The following is a 24,794-nucleotide window of genomic DNA, read 5'->3' on the forward strand; positions in this document are numbered from 1 at the left end:
GGAGAAACACTCATGGAAATGCTTTCAATTGAAAAAGAATTACAGGGAAATTCCTATCCGGGAAGAGGAATCATCATTGGTAAAAGTGCTGACGGCAAGAAGGCAGTGACAGCATATTTTATTATGGGAAGAAGTGAAAACAGCAGAAATCGTGTTTTTGTAGAAGAAGGTGCAGGAATCCGCACACAGGCATTTGATGAATCAAAACTGACAGATCCAAGTCTGATCATTTATGCACCGGTCAGAGTACTTGGTAATAAGACAATCGTGACGAATGGAGATCAGACGGATACGATTTATGAAGGAATGGACAAACAGCTTACATTTGAACAGTCTTTGCGTACAAGAGAATTTGAACCGGATGCCCCGAACTATACACCTCGTATTTCAGGGATTATGCATATTGAGAATGGAAAATATAACTATGCAATGTCAATTTTAAAGAGCAATAACGGATGTCCGGATGGATGCAACCGCTATACATTTGCTTATGAGAATCCGAAGGCAGGAGAGGGACATTTTATCCACACATACAAATGTGACGGAAATCCGCTTCCAAGCTTTGAGGGAGAACCGAAGCTGATCGCAGTTCCGGATGAAATCGATGGATTTACAGAGACATTATGGAACAGCCTCAATGAAGATAATAAGGTGTCTTTATTTGTGCGCTATATTGATATTGAAACAGGAACTTACGAGACAAGAATCGTAAATAAAAATAAATAGATCAATAGAGAATCACAAAGGAGTCTGAAATCATGAAAGAATTAGAATTAAAATATGGATGTAACCCAAATCAGAAGCCGTCAAAGATTTTTATGTCTGACGGACGTGAACTTCCGATTCAGGTATTAAACGGAAGACCGGGATATATTAACTTTATGGATGCATTTAATGGCTGGCAGCTTGTGAAAGAGTTGAAGAAAGCAACAGGACTTCCGGCTGCAACTTCTTTCAAGCATGTATCTCCGGCAGGAGCTGCAGTTGGTCTGCCGCTGAGTGAGACATTAGCTAAAATTTACTGGGTAGATGATCTTGGAGAACTTTCTCCGCTTGCATGTGCTTATGCGAGAGCAAGAGGCGCTGACAGAATGTCTTCTTTCGGAGATTTTATTTCACTTTCTGATGTGTGTGATGTTTCTACAGCAAAGATTATTAAGCGTGAAGTTTCTGATGGTGTGATTGCGCCGGGATATGAGCCGGAGGCGCTTGAAATCTTAAAAGCAAAGAAGAAAGGCAATTACAATATTATCCAGATCGATCCGGACTATGTACCGGCTCCGATCGAACATAAAGATGTGTTCGGTATTACATTTGAACAGGGAAGAAATGAACTGAAAATTGATGAAGAATTATTCGCAAATGTTGTTACAGAAAATAAAGAATTAACAGAGCAGGCAAAGATCGATCTTGCGATCGCTATGATTACATTAAAATATACACAGTCAAACTCTGTATGCTATGCAAAAGACGGACAGGCAATCGGTATTGGCGCCGGACAGCAGTCCCGTATTCATTGTACACGCCTTGCAGGAACAAAAGCAGATAACTGGTGGCTTCGTCAGAGCCCACAGGTGTTAGGTCTTCAGTTTGTAGACAAGATTGGACGTGCAGACCGTGATAACGCAATTGATCTTTACATCGGTGAAGATTATATGGATGTACTGGCAGATGGCGCATGGGAAAATATTTTCAAAGTAAAACCGGAAGTATTTACAAGAGAAGAGAAGCGCGCATGGCTTGATAAGATGCAGGACGTTGCACTTGGTTCTGACGCATTTTTCCCGTTTGGCGATAATATCGAGCGGGCGCATAAGAGCGGTGTGAAGTACATTGCGCAGCCGGGCGGATCTGTCCGTGATGACAATGTAATTGAGACATGTAATAAATATCAGATGGCAATGGCATTTACGGGAATCCGTTTATTCCATCATTAATATTAAGAAGAATGGCCCCGGGGAGGCAGTATCGTGAAGCGTCATATACTGCTGATCCGGGGCTTTTTGCGTGGAGAGAACTAAGGAATGCTGCAAAATCCTGTCGAAAGAAAGCGAACAGTGAAGGTGGAAGGAAAAGAAGGAGCAATGATACAATGAGAAGCGTATGGACTTGTGTAGTGAAAGAAGGGGGAAATGATAGTGAACAGACAGAAAAAAGAATCATATACACAGTTTCTGATGCCGCTTCCGCAGGCGCTTTTGAATTTTCTGGACCGGCTTTTGACTTCTCAGGAGGGGAGCCTTTTGGAAGACGATTTTGATAAATTGATGAACCTTGTAAGCGGCTATGCTTCTCGACGAGCCATTGCGGCGGCGGAAGTATTGCAGCAGGAATTTCGCAGCTGGAGGACAGGGCAGCAGACAAACCGTTACCGAATGATTGCGGCGTACGGGCTTCTTATAACAGAGATAAAATATGAAGTGACAGGGATTTTTACGAAACCGGATCAGTGGTTTCGTGTCAAGGTCAGTGATTATGAACTTACGAATCCGATTTTTATTGTAGAGACAAATAAGCTGGCAGAGGAGCTGAAGTTTCCGGGAAAATACAAAATATAATGCATAAGAATTATTGTACAGGATAATATTTTAAAGAAGATTTTACAAAAGAAGAGAAACTTTTTCATGTGTGAAGTGATATAATGAAAAGAGTAATATGCATTGAAGTTATGGAAGAGGGGGTATGACCTATGACAGAAAAACAGAACTATGACGTAATTATAATAGGGGCAGGTCCATCCGGAATTTTTTGCGCTTATGAACTTATGGAGAAGAAACCGAACCTTCGTATTCTGATGATTGAAAAAGGACGGTCAATTGAAAAGAGAAACTGTCCGAAGCGAAAAACAAAGGTATGTGTGGGATGTAATCCCTGTTCCATTACAACAGGATTTGCAGGGGCAGGAGCATTTTCAGATGGGAAATTATCGCTTTCTCCGGATGTTGGAGGAAACTTACCGGAGATTCTCGGCTATGAGTACACGGAGGAGCTTCTGAGGGAGGCAGATAAAATCTATCTGAAATTTGGAGCAGATAAAAAGATATATGGCATTGATGATGCAGCGGCGATCGAACGGCTGCGGACAAAGGCGATCCAGGCGAATTTGAAGCTGATCGAGTGTCCGATCCGTCATCTTGGAACAGAGGAAGGATACAAGATTTATACAAAACTCCAGCATCATTTGGAAGAAAAAGGAGTTGAGATTCGCTTTCTGACAATGGTGGAGGAACTTTTGACAGAAGAGGGGCGTGTCATTGGTGTACGAACAGATCATGGAGATAGTTTTTATGCACCGGAAGTCGTGGCAGGTGTCGGACGAGAAGGATCAGAATGGTTTTCCAACACATGCAGGAAGCTCGGGATTGAGACTGAGAATGGAACTGTTGATGTAGGGGTGCGCGTAGAAGTGCGCGACGAGATTATGAAAGAACTCAACGAGAAGCTTTACGAGGCAAAACTTGTATATTATACGCCGACATTTGATGATAAGGTAAGAGTATTTTGTACGAATCCATCGGGCGAAGTGGCGACAGAGTATTATGATGACCATTTGGCTGTTGTCAATGGACATGCGTATAAGTCCAGCGACCTTAAGACGAATAATACGAATTTTGCCCTGCTTGTTTCAAAGAATTTTACGAAACCGTTCCGTTCACCGATCGAATATGGAAAGCACATTGCACAGCTTGGAAATATGCTGTCCGGAGGGAAGATTCTTCTTCAGCGCTATGGAGATTTTAAGCGTGGAAGAAGAACGACGGAGGAACGACTTTTACGAAACAATATCGTTCCGACACTCAAAGATGCAGTTCCGGGTGACTTGTCTCTTGTATTTCCGCATCGGATCATGGTGGCCATTGATGAAATGCTTCGTGCGCTTGATAAAGTAACGCCGGGAATTGCAAGTGACGAGACACTTCTCTATGGGGTGGAAGTAAAGTTCTATTCGAATAAGGTACTTGTGGATGATTGTTTTCAGACGAGTCTTCCGGGGCTTCGGGCAATCGGAGACGGGGCATCGGTAACGCGCGGACTGATGCAGGCATCGGCAAATGGGATTGCAGTGGCAAGAGCGGTGATGCAGATTTTGGACAAATAATTACCAAAATTGTTTTTTGAGGTTGATTTTTGCGTCAAAAAGCATATAATAGAAAAAGATAATTGTGCAAAAAAAACGGACAATAATTCAAATAGAACATACTGGAGGACAGCATTATGGGGAAATATTTTGGAACAGACGGATTTCGCGGGGAAGCCAACAAAGTACTGACAGTGGAGCATGCATTTAAGATTGGACGGTATCTTGGATGGTATTTCGGACAGGATCATAAGGCACAGATCGTAATAGGAAAAGATACACGAAGAAGCAGTTACATGTTTGAATATGCATTGGCATCAGGACTGACAGCTTCCGGAGCGGATGCATATCTTCTTCATGTAACGACAACACCGAGCGTATCTTATGTAACACGAACAGAAGACTTTGACTGCGGCATCATGATTTCTGCAAGCCATAACCCATATTATGATAATGGAATTAAGCTGATTAATGGTCAGGGACAGAAGATTGAAGCAGAGATTGAAAAGAAGATTGAAGCCTATTTAGATGGGGAGACAGAAGAACTTCCGCTTGCTGTGCGGGGAGAGATCGGAAGAACGGTAGATTATTCCGCAGGCCGTAATCGCTATATCGGGCAGCTGATTTCTTTGGCGACAAGATCGTTTAAGGGAAAACGTGTTGGACTTGATTGTGCAAATGGAAGTGCATCAGCCATTGCAAAGAGTGTTTATGATGCTCTGGGAGCGAAAACTTATGTCATCAGTAATGAGCCGGACGGGATCAATATCAATACGAATTGCGGATCTACCCATATTGAACAGCTTCAGGCATTTGTGAAAGAAAAAAACTTGGATATCGGATTTGCATTTGACGGAGACGCAGATCGCTGTATTGCGGTGGACGAGAATGGAAATGTTGTGGATGGCGATCTGATTCTTTATGTATGCGGTAAATATCTGAAAGAACAGGGAAGGCTGAACCACGATACGGTAGTGACAACAGTTATGTCTAACCTCGGTCTGTATAAAGCATTTGATAAGGCAGGAATTGATTATGAGAAGACAAAGGTAGGAGACAAATATGTGTATGAGAATATGTCTCAGAACAACTACTCACTCGGCGGAGAGCAGTCCGGACATATCATTTTCAGCAAACATGCAACAACAGGAGACGGAATCCTTACTTCACTGATGATCATGGAGGCAGTTCTTGAGAAGAAACAGAGTCTTGGAAAGCTGACAGAAGAGGTGAAGATTTATCCGCAGCTGCTGAAAAATGTGCGTGTGTCCGATAAGACGGCAGCAAAGACACATCCGGCTGTTGTAAAAGCAATTGAGGATGTGGAAGAAGCCCTTGGACAGGAAGGACGTATTCTTGTAAGAGAGAGCGGAACAGAACCGCTGCTGCGTGTTATGGTTGAGGCAGGAACGGATGAACTTTGTGAGAAATATGTACACCAGGTTATTGATGTTATGAAAGAAGAAGGTCTTGTAACAGAATAAATTCCAGATGACTCTTTGCAGAACGAGAGGAAGTTTTAGAGTATCCGGCAGCTGGCAATAAGCAGCTGCCGGATTTTATCTATTCATATTTCCAGAAAAACGGATCATCATATACTGCAGCAGAGTCAAGGTCCTCTTCAATGCGAAGAAGGCGATTATATTTGGCAGTGCGTTCAGAACGGCATGGAGCGCCGGTTTTTATCTGTCCGGTATTAAATGCGACGGAAAGATCGGAAATGAACGTATCTTCTGTTTCACCGGAGCGGTGAGAAATAACTGCTTTGTAGCCGTGGGAACGGGCAGTTTCAATGGCATCAACTGCCTCTGTCAGTGTTCCGATTTGGTTGACCTTAATTAGAACTGCGTTGGCTGCGCCGCGGCCGATTCCAAGTTCCAGTCGTTTGCGGTTGGTAACAAAGAGATCATCACCGACAAGCTGCACATCATTTCCAAGCCGTGTCGTGAGCAGTTCCCACCCGTCCCAGTCCTCTTCATCCAGAGGATCTTCAATAGAAGCAATAGGGAATTCCGTTATCAGTTCTTCATAATATTCAATCATTTCTTCAGAAGAACGGAGTATCTTAGTATTGTTTGCACGTCCTTCCCCTTCAAATACATATTTGTGAAAGGAAGTGTCATAAAGTTCACTGGCTGCTGCATCAAGTGCAATTACGATTTCTTCTTTTGGCTGATAGCCGGCACGCTGAATCGCTTCCGTTATGACGGAGAGAACTGCTCTGGCATTGGACAGTTCCGGAGCAAATCCCCCCTCGTCTCCGACAGCGGTAGAAAGATTTTGTTCTTTTAAGAGATTGCGCAGCGTATGGTAAATTTCAGAGCCGATGCGAAGAGATTCGCGAAAGGAACATGCTTTTGTCGGCATGATCATGAATTCCTGAAAATCAATATTGTTATCTGCATGACGCCCGCCGTTTAAAATATTCATCATCGGAACAGGAAGCCGATGGGCGTTGATTCCGCCAAGATAACGGTAAAGCGGAAGTTTCATTGCCTGAGAGGCAGCTCTTGCACAGGCAAGAGAGACACCAAGCATGGCATTGGCACCCAGATTACTTTTATTGTCGGTTCCATCCCGGCGAAGAAGAAGCGCGTCAATCTTTCTCTGGTCGAAAACATTCATACCAACCAGAGCGTCTGCAATATCGCAATTGACGTGATCAACGGCACGGAGTACGCCAAGACCGCGGTAACGATTTTCACCGTCCCGCAGTTCAACTGCTTCAAATTGTCCTGTAGAGGCGCCGGACGGAACGGATGCGCGTCCGATGATATCATTTCCGGCCAGCACATCTACTTCAATTGTAGGATTGCCGCGGGAGTCAAGAATTTCCCGGGCAAAAATATCTTTTATCGGTAAAAAATGGTACATACTGATTCCTCCTTTTCGGAATTAGTATGTACCATGTGATTCAATTTTATTGCAGCAAAGAGCTGTCACAAAAATCCAGTTATAGTTTTAAATAAATTTATTATCTGCTGCAGATTTCATGTAGCGATGAAGAACATAGCCAAAGGCAGCAGGGAGAAGAAGTCCGCGGATAATGCTGGAAATTGAAATACTCCACCAGACGCCGTTTAATCCAAGCGCAGTAGCGGAAAGCGCTAATGCCATAGGAATTCGAAGCGCAGTAAAAATAATAATGATAAGCGAGGAGAAGATAGATTTTCCAAGTCCCTGGAAAGCTCCGGCAGCAGTCATTTCAAGACATGCAAATACTTCGGAAACGGCAAGGATTTTCAGATAATCTACTCCAAGCGGCACAACATCTGCTTCATGAATGAAGATATGCATAAGCTGTTCCGGGAAGACAAAAAGCACAACGCTTGTGAAGGTTCCCCAAAGAAGCATGATTGTCATAGCGGTAAAATAGCCTTTGCGGATACGCTCCTTTTTGCCGGCACCGTGATTTTGCGCAATAAAGGAATTGACAGCAGAGCCGAATCCTTCTGCAGTCATCCAGGCAATGCTTTCAATCTGTGCTCCAACTTTCTGTACAGCTACGGCGGCTGCTCCATAATCTGCCACGATACGGGCGATGGTCATGGAAATCATAGAAAAGAGCATGCTCTGAAGACCTACCGGAAGACCGAGCTTGACCATCTCGATGATATGGGACATTGATGCCGGTTTGAGCAGATGCATATTTGAGAAGAGCAAAGACTCCGAGGAGAGCGCTCTTATGTACATAAAAAATACGATGATCTGCGCGAAGACAGTTGCGATCGCAGCTCCGGCAACTCCAAGCTTCGGGAGCGGTCCGACTCCGTAGATCAGCAGGGGATCAAGGATGATATTGATCACCAGTCCGACCGTTGTGGAGCGAAAGGTAACAATGCTGCTTCCGAGAGCAGTCATCAGTCCGGTAAAGATCTGATTTAGGAAATTAAAGATAACAAGTCCGCCGGTAATCATAAGATAGGCTTTTGCGTCTGCAATTACCGCAGGATCATTTAATTTGTAAAAACTGATGAGCGGTCCGGCAAATAAGACACTGATGATTCCAAATAGAATACTAAAGAAAATGCCAATCTGCAGATCCCCTTTGGCATATTGAACTGCATGTTCTGTTTCTCCGGCTCCAAGCGCATGAGCGACTTTAATCTGCCCGCCAATCTTTGGCACAGTAATTGTGCCGTTAAAAAGCCATGTAAACATACCGGCAGCGCCAACTGCGGCAACTGCACCGCTTCCGATGCCTCCAATCCAGACCATATCAGTTAGATTGTACGCCATCTGTATAAAAGAGGTGCCCATAATCGGAAATGCAAGTCGGGCGAGAGAAGCAGTAATCGGTCCGTTTAATAAATCAACTTTTTTCATGAGTATATCCTCTCTTCCTTTTTGTAAACACTATGCTATATTCTACTTCGTTTCAAATATATTTACAAGAAGATTAGAAGTAATTTGAAGAAAAAGATTAAGATTGCATACAATTATACATGTTTGTAATTCATTGACTTATAAGTGTATAAGGAGTACAATTTAAAGGAATTTGCAGATGGAATATCTGCGGAAAAAATCTATATAGTTACAGGAGAAGAGTAAACATGGAACTTCGAAGAAAAGTCAAGATTTTTTGGATTTTGACATTTGGAACGCTGCTGATGGCTGTGGGGGTCTATTTTTTCAAATTTCCGAATAATTTTACATTTGGAGGAATTACAGGTCTTTCGGTAGTGGTTGCAAAAACCGGGATAATGAGTGCATCTAACTTTACATTTATTGCCAATATGGTGCTATTGTTACTCGGATTTATTTTTCTTGGTAAAGAGCTTGGAATTATGACAACGTACTGCAGTGTGCTGCTGTCATTTGCATTGGATGCGCTGGAACGCTACATTCCGATGGACGCACCGTTGACAGATCAGCCAATGATGGAATTACTGTTTGCAGTAGCGGTGCCGGCTTTGGCGAGTGCGCTTTTATTTAATGTAGGTGCGACAAGCGGAGGAACAGATATTGTTGCTATGATCTTAAAGAAGTATACCAGTGTAGATATTGGTCAGGCGCTTATGATCTCGGATGTAGTTGTAACGCTGGCGGCCTTTTTCGTATTTGATGTGAAGACGGGACTGTATTCGCTGCTCGGTCTGTCTATCCGTTCGTTTATGGTAGACAGTTTTATCGAGAGTTTAAATCTTCACAAGTATTTTACTGTTGTCTGTGACAATCCGCAGCCAATCTGTGATTATATTACGCATGAGATTAATCGAAGTGCGACAGTCTGTGAGGCAAAGGGAGCATTTTCCGGAGATAATAAATACATTATTTTTACTGTTATGAATCGTATGGAAGCGGTGAAGCTTAGAAACTATATTAAGATTCAGGAGCCGCATGCATTTATTCTCATTTCCAATACGAGTCAGATCATTGGAAAAGGGTTCCACAGTGTATAATTAAGTCTTGCCAGTGGAGAAAAACTATGGTATCATATATTGGTGGTTTTACCGTAGGAGGTGTATAGAATATGGAAATTTTGAAAATTGTATTAACTATTTTATTTGTAATAGACTGTATCGCATTGACAATCATCGTGTTACTGCAGGAAGGCAAGTCAGCAGGTCTTGGAACAATTGCCGGAGGAGCAGACACATACTGGGGACAGAACAAAGGACGCTCTATGGAAGGCGCACTTGTAAAGTCTACAAAGTTTTTGGCAATTTTATTTTTAGTTCTTGCAGCAGTATTGAACTTGAAAGTATTTGCATAATTGAGAATGGAAACAGATTGATGATGGAACACTCTATTTTTAGGAATAGGGTGTTTCTTTGTATATTGTATTAGAATACTTTTGCGGTATCATTTTGAAAATGAGATGCAAAGGTACACGGAGAAAGGAAGTGAAGTATGAAAAATACATTTGAAAAACGTAAAAAGCTGATTTACGATTTTATTTGTGATGAGTTTTATGTGCCGATGAAGTTTAAGGAGATTGCCATGCTCCTGCAGGTTCCGAAAGAGGCAAGGGGAGATCTGAAAGAGGTGCTGGAAAGTCTGGAGACCGAAGGAAAGATCCATGTGACGCAGACCGGAAAGTATATGAAAGGAGAGGCGAATAAGCTGATCGGGTATTTTCAGGCCAATGCAAGAGGATTCGGATTTGTGACGATCGAAAATGAGGAAGAAGATATTTTCATCGGAGAAGATGACCTGGGAGGCGCTTTTGACGGAGACCGTGTGGAGGTTGTCATTATAAAAAAGCCGGATGGAAAGCGCAAAGAAGGAAAGATCGTGAAGATACTGGAGCGCGGAGTAACGAAAGTTGTGGGGTATTTCCAGCGCAGCAAGAATTTTGGTTTTGTACTTCCGGATAATCAGAAGTTCCAGAAAGACATTTTTATTCCGCTGGAGCGGTCTAAGGGCGCGGTGACAGGGCATAAGGTTGTGGCAGAGATTACATCTTACGGTTCAAAAGATAAGAAACCGGAAGGAAAGATCGTGGAGATTTTGGGACATGTCAATGATCCGGGAGTGGATATTATGTCGATTATCAGAACCTACGATCTGCCAACAGAATTTCCGGAAAAGGTGCTGAACCAGGCAGAGCGTGTTTCATCTCCTGTCAGCACGCAGGATATGGCGGGCAGGATGGATCTTCGGCAGTGGCAGATGGTTACGATCGACGGCGAAGATGCCAAAGATCTGGACGATGCAATTTCGATTGAGGAAGACGGAGACAGATATCGTCTTGGCGTTCATATTGCAGATGTGACAAATTATGTGCAGGAGAACAGTGCGCTTGACTGGGAAGCGCTGAAACGCGGAACAAGTGTGTATCTGGCAGACCGGGTGATTCCGATGCTGCCGCACATACTGTCCAATGGCATCTGCTCTCTCAATGCAGGAGAAGACCGATTGGCTCTGAGCTGTATTATGTGGATTGACCGGAAAGGAAATGTAACGGATCATAAGATCGCGGAGACAGTGATACGGGTAGATGAACGTATGTCTTACACAAGTGTTAAGAAGATACTGGAAGAGCAGGATGAGGCAGAATGTGAACGATACCGGGAACTGATTCCGATGTTTGAAAGGATGCGTGATTTGGCTTCGATTCTGAGAGCAAAGCGAAAGAAGAGAGGTTCCATTGATTTTGATTTTCCGGAAACGAAAATGATTTTAGATGAAAATGGAGTTCCGTTGGAATTGCGGCCTTATGACAGAAATGTGGCGACAAAGATTATCGAAGACTTTATGCTGATTGCCAATGAGACGGTGGCAGAAGATTTCTTCTGGCAGGAAATTCCTTTTGTTTATCGTACCCACGATGTGCCGGATGAAGATAAGATTAAGAAGTTTGCTACATTTGTTAATAATTTCGGACACTCTCTGCATATTTCTAATAAAGAGGTTCACCCAAAAGAAATTCAGAAACTGCTTGCAAAGGCAGAGGGAACACCGGAAGAAGATCTGATTAGCCGGCTGGCGCTTCGTTCAATGAAGCGGGCAAGATATACGCCGGAAAATACAGGACATTTCGGATTGGCAGCGTCCTATTACTGTCATTTTACATCTCCGATCAGAAGGTATCCGGATCTTCAGATCCATCGGATTATCAAAGAAACGCTGCGGGGACGGATGGATACAAAAAGACAGGAGCATTATGAAAGTATTCTGCCGGAAGTGACACAAAAATGCAGCGAGCTTGAGCGAAGAGCTGACGAGGCAGAGCGAGAGACTGTAAAGCTGAAAAAAGTTGAATATATGAAACAGCATGTGGGAGAAGTCTTTGAAGGCGTTATTTCAGGTGTCACAAAATGGGGGCTGTATGTGGAACTTGACAATACAGTGGAAGGTCTTGTGCATGTAGTCAATATGACAGATGATCATTACGATTACCGGGAAGACACCTACGAGATGGTTGGAGAGCATCTGAAAAAGGCATATCGTCTTGGAGAGACTGTGAAGGTTCAGGTACTTGGAACGGATGATCTTGCAAGAACAATTGATTTTAAAATAGTGGAGGAACAGCATGGCAAAAGGACAGGGGACGAAGCTGATCGCAAATAATAAAAAGGCGTATCACGATTATTTTATTTTGGACACATATGAAGCAGGAATCGCGCTCCACGGTACGGAAGTGAAATCACTCCGCATGGGGCAGTGCAGCATTAAAGAAGCTTTCATTCGGATTGAGAATGGGGAAATGTTTATCTACGGTATGCATATCAGTCCTTATGAGAAGGGAAATATTTTCAATAAAGATCCGCTGCGGACGAGAAAACTGCTCCTTCATAAAAATGAGATTCTGAAAATGCTTGGCAAAATGAAGGAGAAAGGAATTGCCGTGATTCCGCTGAAAGTATATTTAAAGGGAAGTCTTGTAAAAGTGGAGATCGGTCTTGCACGCGGTAAGAAACTTTATGATAAGCGGGATGATATTGCGAAGAAAGACCAGAAGCGAGAAGCAGAACGAGAATTCAAAGTGCGTAATTTTGGTTAAAATTTACTTGTTATTTTAATTGGAATCGGATATACTATATATGTATGTACTCTGCGTACCAGGGCTTGTACTGGTTTCGACGGGGGTTTAGAAGTTGGAGTAGCCATCCGCAGTGCGGAACTGCGTTGTCATCCGCAAACTTTAAAATTAAACGCAGAAGATAATTTAGCGTACGCTGCCTAATTGCGGCAGCAGTCGGCCTTAAGTCACTCACCGCTTAAGTTACCGGCTTCATCCAGGTGGGGCACTCTGCTGCCAAAGCTTTGCGGCGGCAGAAGATTTTATGAAGCTACTGAAGTGAACAGCCTGTCGCTGGGCGGTTTATGGAGGGAATGAAAGTATAGCGACTGTGATTGGAAGAAGCTGCAATGGAAGAGCTTTCGGACAGGGGTTCGATTCCCCTCAGGTCCATTGATAAGATTCTGGGACATCCGGGATTTTGGGCAAGAAAAAAGTGCTGTCGATACAGCGCTTTTTTTGTATAGTTGAAATGTCTGGAAACGGCAATAGATTTTAGAATACAAAATCCCCCGAAAGGTTGTCATTGTGACCTGCCTTCCGGGGGTTTTGTAAAGGAATGAAGAAAAATCTATGTAAACTTAAAGTCAGTTGGCTGAGTTAGTCGAAGTCCGGCAGCTGTATGAACGGAATCAATACAACTGCCGTCTTCATTGATTTGATACTGTTAGTATAATAGAAATTTATGAGTAATTTATGTCGGCATTGTAAAGCTTTTCTAAAAAATCTTATAAAATTCTGAAGAAAATATAAGGAAGGCCTGAAATGATTTTTTCACACATCTAACATAAATCTATGGTAAAATAATAGCGATTATGAATGAATTACCATTTTGGTGCGGAAAGAAATGATAGAGGTGAATGTAATGGAGAAATTAAAGATTTTGGTAGTCGATGACGAGAGCCGAATGAGAAAGCTTGTAAAAGATTTTCTGGAACGGGAAGGCTATGAAGTGCTTGAAGCAGGAGACGGAATGGAAGCAATGGATGTATTTTATGAGAATCAGGATATTGCGCTGATGATCCTGGATGTAATGATGCCGAAGATGGACGGCTGGCAGGTATGTCGTGAGATCCGGCGGGAGTCAAAGCTTCCGATCATTATGCTGACGGCAAGAGCGGATGAGCGGGATGAACTGCAGGGATTTGAACTTGGAGTAGATGAGTACATTTCCAAACCATTCAGTCCAAAGATTCTTGTGGCAAGAGTTTCAGCAATTTTAAGAAGAACAAATGCGCTGACAAATGATGAAGTGGTAGATGCAGGCGGCATTTTGATTGATAAAGCAGCACACACGGTAAAGATCGGAGAGAAGGAAATTGACCTTAGCTTTAAAGAGTTTGAATTGTTATCGTATTTTGTAGAGAATCAGGGGATTGCGCTTTCCCGGGAGAAGATCCTGAATCATGTCTGGAATTATGACTATTTTGGGGATGCGCGGACGATCGATACCCATGTGAAAAAGCTTCGGAGCAAGCTTGGGGATAAGGGAGAATATATTAAGACAATCTGGGGCATGGGATATAAATTTGAGGTGTAATCCATGAAAAAATCAATTAATCATCAGATGATGCTTCTGTTTGTAGGAATTGTCGCGCTTGCGCTTTTGCTTTTGGCATTTATGAACACGACATTTCTGGAGCGATACTATATTACGAACAAAGAGCAGGACCTTATCCGCGTATATGAGGGATTTAACAGAGTTGTGAAAAATGATGAAATGACTGCGGAAACGATTGAAGCGGAAATCGGTTCTACGATTGAGCGGGGAAACATTTCTGTTCTTGTCTGTAATTCTGCCTGGAGCAGTATTGTGACAACAGAGACAACGGAAATTGGGAAGAAAGTCATGCAGACACAGCTTATGATGAATATTCTGCATCAGAATCCGAATTCAGTTATTCTGAAAAGAGGGGAAGACTATGAGATCCATAAGGCGAAAGGCGTTGGAACAGAGTCAGAATATATTGAAATGTGGGGATATCTTGACAATGGATATACGTATTTGTTCCGGACACCGATTGAGAGTATCCGGGAGAGCATTCTGATCACAGGAAAGTTTTTGACTTATGTAGGAACAGGGATCATTCTGCTTTGTCTTGTAGTGATATGGTATTTTTCCAGAAGGATTACAGAGCCGATCCTGGAACTGGCGCAGCTTTCCAGAAAGATGGCAGATCTGGATTTTGATGTGAAATATACAAGGGGCGGCGAGGATGAAATTGCCGTACTTGGAGATAATTTTAATAAGATGTCTGAGAATCTGGAGCGGACAATCTCCGAATTGAAAAAGGCAAATTATGAACTGCAGAAGGACATTGAGAAAAAAGAAAAGATTGAGACGATGCGTACAGAATTTCTTGGAAATGTCTCCCATGAACTGAAGACGCCGATCGCTCTTATTCAGGGTTATGCGGAAGGATTGAAGGAAGGAATCAGCGATGATCCGGAAAGCCGTGAATTCTATTGTGATGTGATCATGGATGAAGCAGGGAAAATGAACCGGATGGTGAAGAACCTTCTGACGTTGAATCAGTTGGAGTTTGGGAGTCAGGATGTACAGTTTGCCAGATTTGATATTATTGAACTGATCGAGGGCGTACTGGAAAGCATGCGGATTATGGCAGAGCAAAAGGAAGCCAAAATAAGCTTTGTACATCAGGGGCCGGTATATGTTTGGGCAGATGAGTTCCAGATAGAGCAGGTTGTACGAAATTATGTCAGCAATGCGCTGAACCATCTGGATGGAGAACATGTAGTTGAAGTAAAGGTAGAGCAAAAGGAAAGCGTCAGAGTCAGTGTATTTAACACAGGAACACCGATTCCGGAAGCGGATGTGGAACATATCTGGGAGAAGTTCTATAAAGTAGATAAAGCCAGGACAAGAGAGTACGGCGGGAATGGAATCGGACTTTCCATTGTAAAGGCGATTATGGAATCTATGCAGCAGCCATATGGTGTGAGAAACTATGACAATGGTGTTGAATTCTGGTTTGAACTTGATGTAAAATAAATCCATGCAGCAGTTCAAACAGCAGCCGATAGGAGTATGAGTTATGGGAGCAATTACGAATGACTGGCTTGTTCCGCTCGGGGCGGAATTTAAGAAGCCTTATTATAAAAAATTATATGAGACGATTTTGCATGAATATCAGACTCGGCAGATTTTTCCGCCGGCCAATGATATTTTTAACGCATTTCATTTGACGCCGCTTAAGGATGTGAAGGTGGTGATTCTTGGACAGGATCCGTATCACGGAGACGGACAGGCGCATGGGCTTTGCTTTTCGGTAAAGCCGGAGGTGGACATTCCGCCGTCACTTGTGAATATTTATCAGGAACTCCACGATGATCTTGGATGTACGATTCCGAATCACGGTTACCTTGTAAAATGGGCAGAGCAGGGTGTACTGATGCTGAACACAGTGTTGACGGTGCGGGCACATCAGGCTAACTCACATCGGGGACTTGGCTGGGAAGAGTTTACCGATGCGGCGATCAGGGCGTTGAATGAACAGGAGCGTCCGATTGTGTTTATTTTGTGGGGAAGACCGGCACAGATGAAGAAAAGTATGCTGAATAATCCAAAACATTTGATTCTGGAAGCGCCGCACCCAAGTCCGCTGTCAGCATACCGGGGATTTTTTGGAAGCAGACCATTTAGTCAGACGAATCGTTTTCTGGAGGAGCACGGTGTAACGCCGATTGACTGGCAGATTGATCCGGTGTAAATGGAATAAGAATAGGCAAATGAGAAAGGCAGCTTGGGAAAATCGGGAGGAAATTAGTTGAAAAGGAGATTGACAATAGGAATTTTGCTTGGAGCGCTTTGTATGCAAAGCGGCTGTGCAAAGATTCAGGAATATTTTGAAACACCGTTGGAAGAAGGTCTTGCATATTTGAAGGAAGAAAAATACAGTGAGGCGATTGCGTCATTTGAAGCATCTATTGATAAACAAAAAGATGTGGGGGAAGCGTATCGAGGGATTGGGATTGCTTACTGGGAGCAGGAGAATTATCAGCAGGCAGAAGAGGCATTTACCGATGCGCTGTTAAATGGAGTGGATAAGACGGGAACACTTTACAACTTTCTTGCGATCTGCGATTGGAAGGAACAGGATCTGGATGGGGCACTGCAGGATTTTATGACAGGAATCCGCTGTGAGCCGGAGGGAAGCGAGCTTCGTCAGGAAATGGAATTTAACGTCATTTGTATTTATGAGGAGAAACGGGACTGGGCGAATGCAAAAGCGCGGATGGAAGAGTATATTGCTGCTTATCCGGAAGATGAGCAGGCACAAAAAGAAGCAGAATTTCTGAGAACGAGATAGGAGACAGAGATTGATAGAATTAAAACAGGAAATGGAAAAAGTAATACTGGTAGGTGTGCAGGAGCAAGACGGCGATGACACAGAGCGTTCTTTAAAAGAGCTGGAAGAGCTGGTAAAGACTGCAGGAGCCAGTGCGGTTGGAGTTGTGATCCAGAAGAGGGAATTGATTCATCCGGGGACATATGTAGGAAAAGGAAAACTTGAGGAAATTAAAGAACTGCTCTGGGAGACAGAGGCTTCCGGAATTGTCTGTGATGATGAGCTGTCTCCGGCACAGCTTGGCAACCTGCGGGATGAGCTGGATGTGAAGATTATGGATCGGACACTTGTGATTCTGGATATTTTTGCAGCCAGAGCAACGACAAGTGAAGGAAAGATACAGGTGGAGCTGGCGCAGCTGAAATACAGACAGTCAAGGCTGACCGGTTTAGGAACAGCGATGTCCAGACTTGGAGGCGGGATCGGAACGAGAGGTCCCGGAGAGAAGAAGCTTGAAATGGATCGGCGTCTGATCAAAGGAAGGATTGCCCAGCTTAACCGGGAATTAAAGGAAGTGAAGCGGCATCGGGAAGTAGCGCGGGAACATCGGAAGAAGAACCGGATTCCGGTGATTGCCATTGTCGGATACACGAATGCGGGCAAATCCACACTTTTAAACACGCTGACAGGAGCAGAGGTATTAAGCGAGGACAAATTGTTTGCAACCCTTGATCCGACGACAAGAGGGCTTTTGCTTTCCGGAAAACAGGAAGTGCTTCTGACAGATACGGTTGGATTTATCCGGAAACTGCCGCACCATTTGATTGAAGCATTTAAAAGTACACTGGAGGAGGCAAAATATGCCGATATGATTTTGCATGTGGTAGATGCTTCCAATCCGGAGATGGATGAACAGATGTATATCGTCTATGAGATCTTAAAGGAACTTGGAGTGACAGAAAAACCGATCATTACTGCATTTAATAAGCAGGATCGTCTGAGTGGAGATGAAATTCTGAGAGATTTTAAAGCAGATAGAACGGTTGGAATTTCAGCAAAGACAGGCAAAGGTCTGGAAGAGTTGAAAGCGGTTATAGAAGAGCTGCTGCGGGAGCAGAAAATGGCCATCGAAAAGCTTTATACTTACGAGGAAGCAGGACAGATCCAGTTGATACGAAAATATGGAGAATTGATTAAAGAAGAATACCGGGAAGACGGGATCTATATTCAGGCGTTTGTTCCGGTGGAGTTGTATCAGAAAATTGAGGCGGGGAAATCGCGATGAAAAATTATCAGATTACACAGTGGTGTCATCACTGGATACAAAATCAGGTCAGAGAGGGCGATGTTTGTATTGATGCGACTGTTGGCAATGGAAATGATACAGAGCTTCTGTGCAGCCTTGTAGGAGCAGCCGGGAAGGTATATGGATTTGACATTCAGGAACAGGCGCTTCGTGCAGCGAAAAAGCGCCTTGAAGATGCCGGATTATCGGAGAGGGCGGAGTTATTTTTGGCGGGACATGAAGAAATGGACCGCTATATAGAGAAACAACTGTATGGAAAGATTTCCTGTATTGTTTTTAATTTCGGTTATCTTCCGGGAGGTTCCCATGAGCTTTCTACAAAGCCGCAGACAAGTATCTGCGCCATTGAGAAAGGGCTTTCTCTTTTAAAAAAAGAGGGGATGATGAGTCTTTGTATTTATAGCGGAGGCGATAGTGGATTTGCAGAGCGGGATGCTTTGCTTGCATATTTGAAAAATCTTGATCCGAAGAATTATCTTGTAATTCTTAGCTCCTACTATAACCGTCCAAACAATCCGCCGATTCCGGTCATGATCGTGAAGAAATAATTTATGTATTTTGCAGATGAGAAAGGGTTTCCCGCGGTGATTCGTGGAAAACCTTTTTGTATGCTCTGGAAAATGTGGAATAATCCTGAAATCCACAGTCAAAACAAATCTGCGTGATAGGAATCTCTCTCATCAGAAGTTCTTTGGCATAGAGAAGCCGTTTCTCGGTAATATAATTGCCGATCGTGTAGCCGGTCTCTGCCTTAAAGGTACGCATCATGTGATAGCGGCTCATGAAAAAACGATTTGCAATCTCATCAATACGAAGTTCTTCTGTCAGGTGTTCACTGATATACTGCATAATTCCCAGTACCTTTGGGTGATAGTGGACAGTATCAATGAAGGTCAGGTAATCGGACAGAGAGGCACGGTTTAAATGGACAAGAAATTCTAAAAAAAGCAGTTCCTGGTAAAAATCGGATGCATAGCCGCTGTCTGAAAAGGATTGTTCCAGACGTTTGATACTTTTGAACAGGGAACTTTTTTCCGGAGATGGAATACGGACAACGCTGGAATGCACCTCTTTGGCTTTCTGAAAACAACAGGAGAGAGTGAGACTTTCAAGAAATGCAGGTTCCACATAGGCAATGATCCGCTCATAAGGACTTTTGCTGTGGATGACCGGCTTATGAATCTCATTGCGATTTACAAGCACAATGTCGTATGATTTCAGATTGTAGGATTTGCCTTCCACAATATAGCTTACGTCTCCCTGAAGAAAGATAAGGATTTTATGAAAGTCATGGTAATGAAATTCAAATGTTTTCTGATCGGTATCAAGAATATGAAAAAGCTGAAAGCGGCTGTTCAAATATCCTTGTCTGTCATATACTGGCATAAGATTCCTCCTGCAATAAGTTGTTTTGGAAGTGAAAAAGTTCTATAATGATATTATATAGCACAATTTACAATGTAGAAAGCATTATTTCTGTATCTATGAGAAATAATGCGTGATATACTTTTTATAAGTATTGCGAGACATCGGAAAATGGAGGTTGGAGCGATGGAAATTATTATCGAAAAATATCATGGACTGGGAAACGATTATTTTGTATTCGATCCAAATAAAAATGAATTGAAATTGACAGAAAAGAATGTAAAGCTGCTTTGCGATAAAAACTTCGGAATGGGATCAGACGGCGTGTTGGAAGGACCGATCATGACAGAAGAAGGAATCGGAGTAAAGATCTGGAATCCAGATGGAAGTACAGCAGCGCAGAGCGGAAATGGTGTCCGTATTTTTGCAAAGTATTTAAAAGATGCAGGATATGTGCAGAAAAAGCATGTGAAACTTCACACAGAAGGAAGAGATGTGGAAGTCAGTTATCTGAATGAAGATGGAAGCCGTCTGAAGGTATCCATGGGAAAACTCTCTTTCTGGAGTGATGAGATTCCGGTTACGGGAGAGCGCCGGGAAGTGATCAATGAAGATATGGTATTTGGAAGAACGCTGTATCCAACGACTTGTGTGAATATTGGAAATCCACATTGCGTGATTCCGATGCGGGAGATATCAAAACCGCTTGTATGTAAAATCGGAAATTATTCTGAGATAGCAAGGTGTTTTCCGGATCGCATTAATACACAGCTGCTGAAGGTGCTTGACAAAGAGAATATCCAGATCGAGATTTTTGAGAGGGGCGCCGGGTACACAGTTGCTTCCGGTACAGGGGCCTGTGCAGCAGCAGGAGCTGCATATAAGCTTGGCATGACGAATCCGAAGATGACAGTCCATATGCCGGGCGGACAGCTTCAGGTAGAAATTCAGAAGGACTGGGAAGTGTTTATGACAGGAGATGTGTTCTATGTGGGCAGAATTACATTAAGCAGCGAATTTACAGAACTGCTCCGGGCTGTGTAGAAAGAAATAAAAAAGAAACAGATAAGACTGTATGTTCCGTATTCCGAGGCTGACATGCTTCGGTAAGCCGTGACGTACAGTCTTTTGTTTACATGGCAGGAAGAATTGTGATATGATGTTTCGGAACAGAAAAGGAAAACGGGTGAGAAGAAATGAAGCAGGAAAAAAACAAAACACGCCAGATGTCCGAGACGTTTCTGATGGGAACACTGTTGGCATTGACCGGGGGATTTCTGGATGCTTATACCTATATATCAAGGGGCGGTGTTTTTGCCAACGCCCAGACAGGAAATATTGTGCTGCTCGGTTTGAATATGGCTTCCGGCCAATGGAGTCGGGTGCTCTATTATCTCGTTCCGATCATTGCTTTTGTACTTGGGATCTTTTTGGCAGAAAGTATTCGGGGAAAATGTATGTACAATAGAAAAATGCATTGGAGGCAGCTTGTGTTGATTCTGGAGATGCTTGTACTGCTGTTTGTTGCAGTGCTTCCCCAGGGAAAATTCGATATGATAGCAAATGTGGCAGTTTCATTTATTTGTGCAATGCAGGTGGAAAGTTTTCGAAAAGTGAATGGAAATGCGTTTGCTACGACAATGTGTACAGGAAACCTGCGCAGCGGAACAGAAAGACTCTATCGGTTTGGCCGGACAGGAGAGGTGAAGGAACTTGAAAAGAGTCTGCAGTATTATGGAATTATTTTAATATTTATCATAGGAGCTATGGCAGGCATGTGGCTTACGAAACAGTTCGCGCAAAAGGCAGTATTATTTGCCTGCGGAATGCTTTTTCTGGCATTTCTAATGATGTTTGTGCGGTCGGAAGAAGGATGCCGGCAGTGAAAGGGGAGAGAATATGGCACTACAGCTTGTAATTGGAAATTCCGGCGCCGGAAAGACGTACCGGGTATACGAAGATCTGATCCGGGAATCAATAGAAGCTCCCGAAAAACAGTATTATGTAATTGTTCCGGAGCAGTTTACAATGCAGACTCAGAAAGATCTTGTGATGATGCATCCGGCAAAGGGGATTATGAATATAGATGTACTCAGTTTTAACCGATTGGCATACCGGATTCTGGAGGAAACGGGCGGCAATCGCAAGCAGGTGCTGGATGATGAAGGGAAGAATCTGATCCTTCGAAGAATTGCGGGGATGTGCGAACCAAAACTCAGAGTGCTCGGAGGTAATTTAAAGAGGACAGGCTATATCAGTGAGATGAAGTCCGTCATTTCGGAATTTACTCAGTATGATATCGATTCGGAAGCGTTGGAAGAAATGCTTGCGCAAGCGGGAGAGGAGAGTTATCTTTCTTATAAATTAAAGGATATCCAGACAGTCTATGAAGCTTTTCGGGAGTTTCTTTCTGAAAAATACATTACCGGAGAAGAGCTTTTGGATGTACTTTGCCAGGCGCTCCCGGATTCAGAGAAGATGCGGGGGAGCGTCGTTGTTCTTGACGGATTTACCGGGTTTACGCCAATCCAGACGCGTCTGCTTGGAAAAATGTTTGAGTTATGTGAAAAGGTAATTGTGACAGTCACACTCGGAGCAGGGGAAGATGCTTATCGGTATGTGCATCCGTATCAGATGTTTTCTATCAGCAAGCAAATGGTTTCGGCAGTTTTAAACGAAGCGAAGCAGCACCGGACAGAAGTACTGCCGCAGATCAGGCTTGAGCATCCTTCGAAATATCGATTTCGGGACGCCCCTTCGCTGGCATTTCTTGAGGAAAATATTTTTCGTCACCGGAGAAAAGGATATGAGGGAAAACCGGAAGAGATCCATCTCCATGTCTGTCGGAATGTGATGTCAGAATGTGAGTTTGCAGCTCAGACGATCGAGAATCTTATCCGGACAAAGGGAATGCGTTACCGGGAGATAGCAGTGATCACAGCTGATCCGGATGTGTATGCGGATTCCCTTGAGAAGGTGTTTGCCCATTATGAGATTCCGCTGTTTCTTGACCACAAACGGAGTGTGCTGCTGAACTCTTTTGTAGAATATATCCGAAGTCTTTTGGGGATGCAGCAGAAGCAGTTTACGCAGGAAAGTGTGTTCAGATTTTTGCGCACCGGACTTGTCAGCGGGGATGATGTGGATTTCACGCCGGAAGTTGTGGATGAATTGGAAAACTATGTCATGGCATTGGGGATAAACGGATATGACCATTGGCAGAGTCCGTGGTTTCGTCGGGCAAAAGAAACAACAGTGGAGGATCTGGAGCGGCTGAATCATTGGAGAGTTGTTTTGGTAGAGAAGCTGGAGCCGTTTTTATTTGTGCTGCGAAAGAAGCAGAAAACCGTGCGGGATATTACAGAAGCACTCTGGGATTTTCTTGAGCAGGAAGAGATGCAGATGAAAATGCAGCAGTATGAGAAAAAATTTCAGGAACAGGGCGAACTGGTCCTTGCGAAGGAGTATGCTCAGATTTATCGGATTGTGATGGAACTGTTTGAGAAATTTGTGGAACTGCTTGGCGGGGAAATGGTATCGCTGGATGAATATTGTGAACTTTTGGATGCGGGATTTGCGGAGGCAAAAGTCGGAGTAATCCCGCCGAGTCCAGATCAGGTGGTGGCAGGAGATGCAGAGCGTACAAGGCTGAAAGATATTAAAGCGCTTCTGTTTCTTGGAGTGAATGATGTGAATCTTCCGGGAAAACTGGAGCGCAACGGTCTGATCTCAGAGTACGACAGAGAGGTGCTGACAAAAGGAAATGTGGCTCTGGCACCGGGAGCGAAGGAGAAAGCGTTTGTTCAGAAATTTTATTTATATCAGAATCTGACAAAACCATCCAAGCTTCTGATTCTGTCTTACAGCCGTCAAAGCAGAGAGGGAAAAGCTTTGCGCCCGGCTTATCTTGTCCAGGAGCTTTGCAGGATATTTCCGGAGCTTTCTTTAGAAGATGAAGGAAAGAGAAAGCTTTCAGAGCAGGAGATGATTCCCAAAAGCGGGATTTCTTATCTTGTCAAAGGTCTGCAGAGTTTGAATGAAGGCGGATTTTCCGAAGAAGGATTCCGAATGTGGGAAGAACTGCTCTGCTGGTATTTGCGGGAAGAAACGTGGAGAGAAAAAGCAGAAAGTCTTCTTGAAGCAAATCAATATCATAAACCATATCTTCATCTGGAAGAAGAAACGGCAGAAGAATTATACGGCAATCTGGCTCACACAAGTGTAACAAGACTGGAGCGCTTTTGTGCCTGTGCGTTTTCTCATTATCTGACGTATGGACTTCGTCTGAAGGAACGTCAGGAATTTGAGTTTCGTCCTCTTGACTGGGGAAACCTGCTTCACAGCGCTCTGGAGCTTTTTTCAAAGAAAGTCCAGAAAACAGGAAAGTTATGGACGATGCTGGAAGAAAAAGAGCGGGATGAACTATTGGAAGCCAGTGTAGATGAGACCATTACAGATTATGGAAATACAATTCTTTACAGTAGTGCAAGGAATGAATATTTGATTACAAGGCTGAAACAAATGATGGCAAGAACAATCTGGGCATTGACAAAACAGATGGAACGAGGTGCATTCCGACCGTCAGGATATGAAGTGAATTTTTACGGCGGTAAGATTGACCGGGTAGATACTTGTGAGCAGGATGACAAAATTTATGTGAAAATTATTGACTATAAGACCGGAACGCAGTCATTTGATCTGGCAGCGCTCTATCACGGACTGCAGATGCAGCTTGTTGTGTATATGGATGCGGCAATGACCGTGGAAGAGAAGAGACACCCGGATCAGCATGTTGTTCCGGCAGGAATTTTCTACTATAAGATCAAAGATCCAATTGTGAGCAGAGAAGAAGACATGGAGCGGTTGGAAGAAGCAATTTTGAAAGAACTCCGGCTGGACGGGATTGTGAATTCCGATGATGCAGTGCTGCGTCTGATAGATGAAGAGATGAAGCCCGGAACGTCTTCAGCGGTAATCCCGGCAGGGCGGAAGAAGGACGGGATGTTGACATGGAATTCTAAGGCTGTGTCAGAGGAAGGATTTGCTTCTATCAGAAAATATACGAAGAAGAAAATTGCTTTGCTGCGTCGTCAGATCGCAGCCGGAGAAATTGATGCAGCTCCGTATGAATTTGGCAGTAGGACGGCGTGTGATTATTGTCAGTTTCAGAATATTTGCAGATTTGAACCGGGATTTCCGGGGTATCTTTATCGGAGACTTCCGCAGCTGTCTGCCAAAGAAGTATTGGAACGTATGCAGGAGGAGTAG

General features: G+C 43.5%; 21 protein-coding genes and 1 other RNA gene. 19 read left to right on the top strand and 3 right to left on the bottom strand.

All coding sequences use genetic code 11. The features are described from left to right. The first annotated feature begins 12 nt into the window (after window positions 1–12). From KFE17_15030 to KFE17_15050, 5 genes are all read left to right on the top strand, one after another. Window positions 13–726, top strand: a complete 714-nt coding sequence (locus KFE17_15030; GenBank protein ID QUO32090.1) for an IMP cyclohydrolase — start codon at window positions 13–15, stop codon at window positions 724–726. 32 nt (window positions 727–758) lie between these two features. Further along, window positions 759–1,937 carry a phosphoribosylaminoimidazolecarboxamide formyltransferase gene (locus KFE17_15035; GenBank protein QUO32091.1) on the top strand — a complete coding sequence of 393 codons (1,179 nt, stop codon included), beginning with the start codon at window positions 759–761 and terminating at the stop codon, window positions 1,935–1,937. 201 nt (window positions 1,938–2,138) lie between these two features. Next, a complete protein-coding gene (locus tag KFE17_15040; protein QUO32092.1) occupies window positions 2,139–2,558 on the top strand; it encodes a hypothetical protein in 420 nt (139 codons plus the stop codon). A gap of 131 nt (window positions 2,559–2,689) precedes the next feature. After that, entirely contained in the window at window positions 2,690–4,099 is a 1,410-nt protein-coding gene (locus tag KFE17_15045; GenBank protein ID QUO32093.1) for an FAD-dependent oxidoreductase, read from the top strand. Window positions 4,100–4,215: 116 nt separating this feature from the next. Continuing rightward, window positions 4,216–5,562: a phosphoglucosamine mutase gene (locus KFE17_15050; GenBank protein ID QUO32094.1), complete on the top strand. Its 1,347-nt coding sequence runs from the start codon at window positions 4,216–4,218 to the stop codon at window positions 5,560–5,562. A 79-nt stretch (window positions 5,563–5,641) separates the two neighbouring features. Here the strand turns inward: KFE17_15050 and eno are convergent, their stop codons facing one another. After that, entirely contained in the window at window positions 5,642–6,952 is a 1,311-nt protein-coding gene (gene eno, locus KFE17_15055) for a phosphopyruvate hydratase (protein ID QUO32095.1), read from the bottom strand. A gap of 87 nt (window positions 6,953–7,039) precedes the next feature. Further along, window positions 7,040–8,404: an MATE family efflux transporter gene (locus KFE17_15060; protein ID QUO32096.1), complete on the bottom strand. Its 1,365-nt coding sequence runs from the start codon at window positions 8,402–8,404 to the stop codon at window positions 7,040–7,042. Between the two features lie 227 nt (window positions 8,405–8,631). Here KFE17_15060 and KFE17_15065 point away from each other — a divergent pair, with 227 nt between their 5' ends. The 11 genes from KFE17_15065 (at window position 8,632) to KFE17_15115 (ending at window position 18,709) form a co-directional block, all read left to right on the top strand. Continuing rightward, window positions 8,632–9,480: a YitT family protein gene (locus KFE17_15065; protein ID QUO32097.1), complete on the top strand. Its 849-nt coding sequence runs from the start codon at window positions 8,632–8,634 to the stop codon at window positions 9,478–9,480. 71 nt (window positions 9,481–9,551) lie between these two features. After that, window positions 9,552–9,794, top strand: coding sequence for a preprotein translocase subunit SecG (gene secG / locus KFE17_15070; protein ID QUO32098.1), 243 nt, complete (start codon window positions 9,552–9,554; stop codon window positions 9,792–9,794). A gap of 137 nt (window positions 9,795–9,931) precedes the next feature. After that, entirely contained in the window at window positions 9,932–12,094 is a 2,163-nt protein-coding gene (rnr, locus tag KFE17_15075) for a ribonuclease R (protein ID QUO32099.1), read from the top strand. Then, entirely contained in the window at window positions 12,057–12,527 is a 471-nt protein-coding gene (gene smpB, locus KFE17_15080) for an SsrA-binding protein SmpB (protein QUO32100.1), read from the top strand. Before rnr ends, smpB begins: the two co-directional genes overlap by 38 nt. Before the next feature lie 61 nt (window positions 12,528–12,588). After that, window positions 12,589–12,941, top strand: a transfer-messenger RNA (tmRNA) gene (gene ssrA / locus KFE17_15085). Window positions 12,942–13,410: 469 nt separating this feature from the next. Beyond that, a complete protein-coding gene (locus KFE17_15090) occupies window positions 13,411–14,085 on the top strand; it encodes a response regulator transcription factor (GenBank protein QUO32101.1) in 675 nt (224 codons plus the stop codon). A gap of 3 nt (window positions 14,086–14,088) precedes the next feature. Beyond that, window positions 14,089–15,558 (top strand): HAMP domain-containing protein, encoded by a 1,470-nt coding sequence (locus KFE17_15095; GenBank protein ID QUO32102.1) that lies wholly within the window; start codon window positions 14,089–14,091, stop codon window positions 15,556–15,558. Window positions 15,559–15,601: 43 nt separating this feature from the next. Then, window positions 15,602–16,276: a uracil-DNA glycosylase gene (locus KFE17_15100; GenBank protein ID QUO32103.1), complete on the top strand. Its 675-nt coding sequence runs from the start codon at window positions 15,602–15,604 to the stop codon at window positions 16,274–16,276. A 57-nt stretch (window positions 16,277–16,333) separates the two neighbouring features. After that, the gene (locus KFE17_15105; GenBank protein QUO32104.1) at window positions 16,334–16,876 is read left to right on the top strand and encodes a tetratricopeptide repeat protein; all 543 of its coding nucleotides are present in this window, start codon (window positions 16,334–16,336) and stop codon (window positions 16,874–16,876) included. A 31-nt stretch (window positions 16,877–16,907) separates the two neighbouring features. Further along, window positions 16,908–18,140 (top strand): GTPase HflX, encoded by a 1,233-nt coding sequence (hflX, locus tag KFE17_15110; protein ID QUO33744.1) that lies wholly within the window; start codon window positions 16,908–16,910, stop codon window positions 18,138–18,140. Further along, entirely contained in the window at window positions 18,137–18,709 is a 573-nt protein-coding gene (locus KFE17_15115) for a methyltransferase domain-containing protein (protein QUO32105.1), read from the top strand. The genes hflX and KFE17_15115 overlap by 4 nt, the downstream gene beginning before the upstream one ends. A gap of 1 nt (window position 18,710) precedes the next feature. On the opposite strand, the gene KFE17_15120 is transcribed toward KFE17_15115, so the two are convergent. After that, entirely contained in the window at window positions 18,711–19,547 is an 837-nt protein-coding gene (locus KFE17_15120; protein QUO32106.1) for a helix-turn-helix domain-containing protein, read from the bottom strand. Between the two features lie 165 nt (window positions 19,548–19,712). Here KFE17_15120 and dapF point away from each other — a divergent pair, with 165 nt between their 5' ends. From dapF to addB, 3 genes are all read left to right on the top strand, one after another. After that, window positions 19,713–20,570, top strand: a complete 858-nt coding sequence (gene dapF / locus KFE17_15125; GenBank protein ID QUO32107.1) for a diaminopimelate epimerase — start codon at window positions 19,713–19,715, stop codon at window positions 20,568–20,570. 182 nt (window positions 20,571–20,752) lie between these two features. Next, a complete protein-coding gene (locus KFE17_15130; protein QUO33745.1) occupies window positions 20,753–21,412 on the top strand; it encodes a DUF1275 domain-containing protein in 660 nt (219 codons plus the stop codon). A 13-nt stretch (window positions 21,413–21,425) separates the two neighbouring features. Then, on the top strand, window positions 21,426–24,794 hold the full coding sequence (gene addB, locus KFE17_15135; GenBank protein ID QUO32108.1) for a helicase-exonuclease AddAB subunit AddB: 3,369 nt from the start codon (window positions 21,426–21,428) through the stop codon (window positions 24,792–24,794).

The organism is Faecalicatena sp. Marseille-Q4148 (assembly GCA_018228665.1).
GTDB lineage: Bacteria > Bacillota > Clostridia > Lachnospirales > Lachnospiraceae > UBA9414.

Excerpts from the sequence above, each read along its gene's own strand:
- KFE17_15030 (QUO32090.1), top strand. The coding sequence starts at position 13 with ATGGAAATGCTTTCAATTGAAAAAGAATTACAGGGAAATTCCTATCCG.
- KFE17_15035 (QUO32091.1), top strand. The coding sequence starts at position 759 with ATGAAAGAATTAGAATTAAAATATGGATGTAACCCAAATCAGAAGCCG.
- KFE17_15045 (QUO32093.1), top strand. The coding sequence starts at position 2,690 with ATGACAGAAAAACAGAACTATGACGTAATTATAATAGGGGCAGGTCCA.
- KFE17_15050 (QUO32094.1), top strand. The coding sequence starts at position 4,216 with ATGGGGAAATATTTTGGAACAGACGGATTTCGCGGGGAAGCCAACAAA.
- eno (QUO32095.1), bottom strand. The coding sequence starts at position 6,952 with ATGTACCATTTTTTACCGATAAAAGATATTTTTGCCCGGGAAATTCTT.
- KFE17_15060 (QUO32096.1), bottom strand. The coding sequence starts at position 8,404 with ATGAAAAAAGTTGATTTATTAAACGGACCGATTACTGCTTCTCTCGCC.
- KFE17_15065 (QUO32097.1), top strand. The coding sequence starts at position 8,632 with ATGGAACTTCGAAGAAAAGTCAAGATTTTTTGGATTTTGACATTTGGA.
- secG (QUO32098.1), top strand. The coding sequence starts at position 9,552 with ATGGAAATTTTGAAAATTGTATTAACTATTTTATTTGTAATAGACTGT.
- rnr (QUO32099.1), top strand. The coding sequence starts at position 9,932 with ATGAAAAATACATTTGAAAAACGTAAAAAGCTGATTTACGATTTTATT.
- smpB (QUO32100.1), top strand. The coding sequence starts at position 12,057 with ATGGCAAAAGGACAGGGGACGAAGCTGATCGCAAATAATAAAAAGGCG.
- KFE17_15090 (QUO32101.1), top strand. The coding sequence starts at position 13,411 with ATGGAGAAATTAAAGATTTTGGTAGTCGATGACGAGAGCCGAATGAGA.
- KFE17_15095 (QUO32102.1), top strand. The coding sequence starts at position 14,089 with ATGAAAAAATCAATTAATCATCAGATGATGCTTCTGTTTGTAGGAATT.
- KFE17_15100 (QUO32103.1), top strand. The coding sequence starts at position 15,602 with ATGGGAGCAATTACGAATGACTGGCTTGTTCCGCTCGGGGCGGAATTT.
- hflX (QUO33744.1), top strand. The coding sequence starts at position 16,908 with ATGGAAAAAGTAATACTGGTAGGTGTGCAGGAGCAAGACGGCGATGAC.
- KFE17_15115 (QUO32105.1), top strand. The coding sequence starts at position 18,137 with ATGAAAAATTATCAGATTACACAGTGGTGTCATCACTGGATACAAAAT.
- KFE17_15120 (QUO32106.1), bottom strand. The coding sequence starts at position 19,547 with ATGCCAGTATATGACAGACAAGGATATTTGAACAGCCGCTTTCAGCTT.
- dapF (QUO32107.1), top strand. The coding sequence starts at position 19,713 with ATGGAAATTATTATCGAAAAATATCATGGACTGGGAAACGATTATTTT.
- KFE17_15130 (QUO33745.1), top strand. The coding sequence starts at position 20,753 with ATGTCCGAGACGTTTCTGATGGGAACACTGTTGGCATTGACCGGGGGA.
- addB (QUO32108.1), top strand. The coding sequence starts at position 21,426 with ATGGCACTACAGCTTGTAATTGGAAATTCCGGCGCCGGAAAGACGTAC.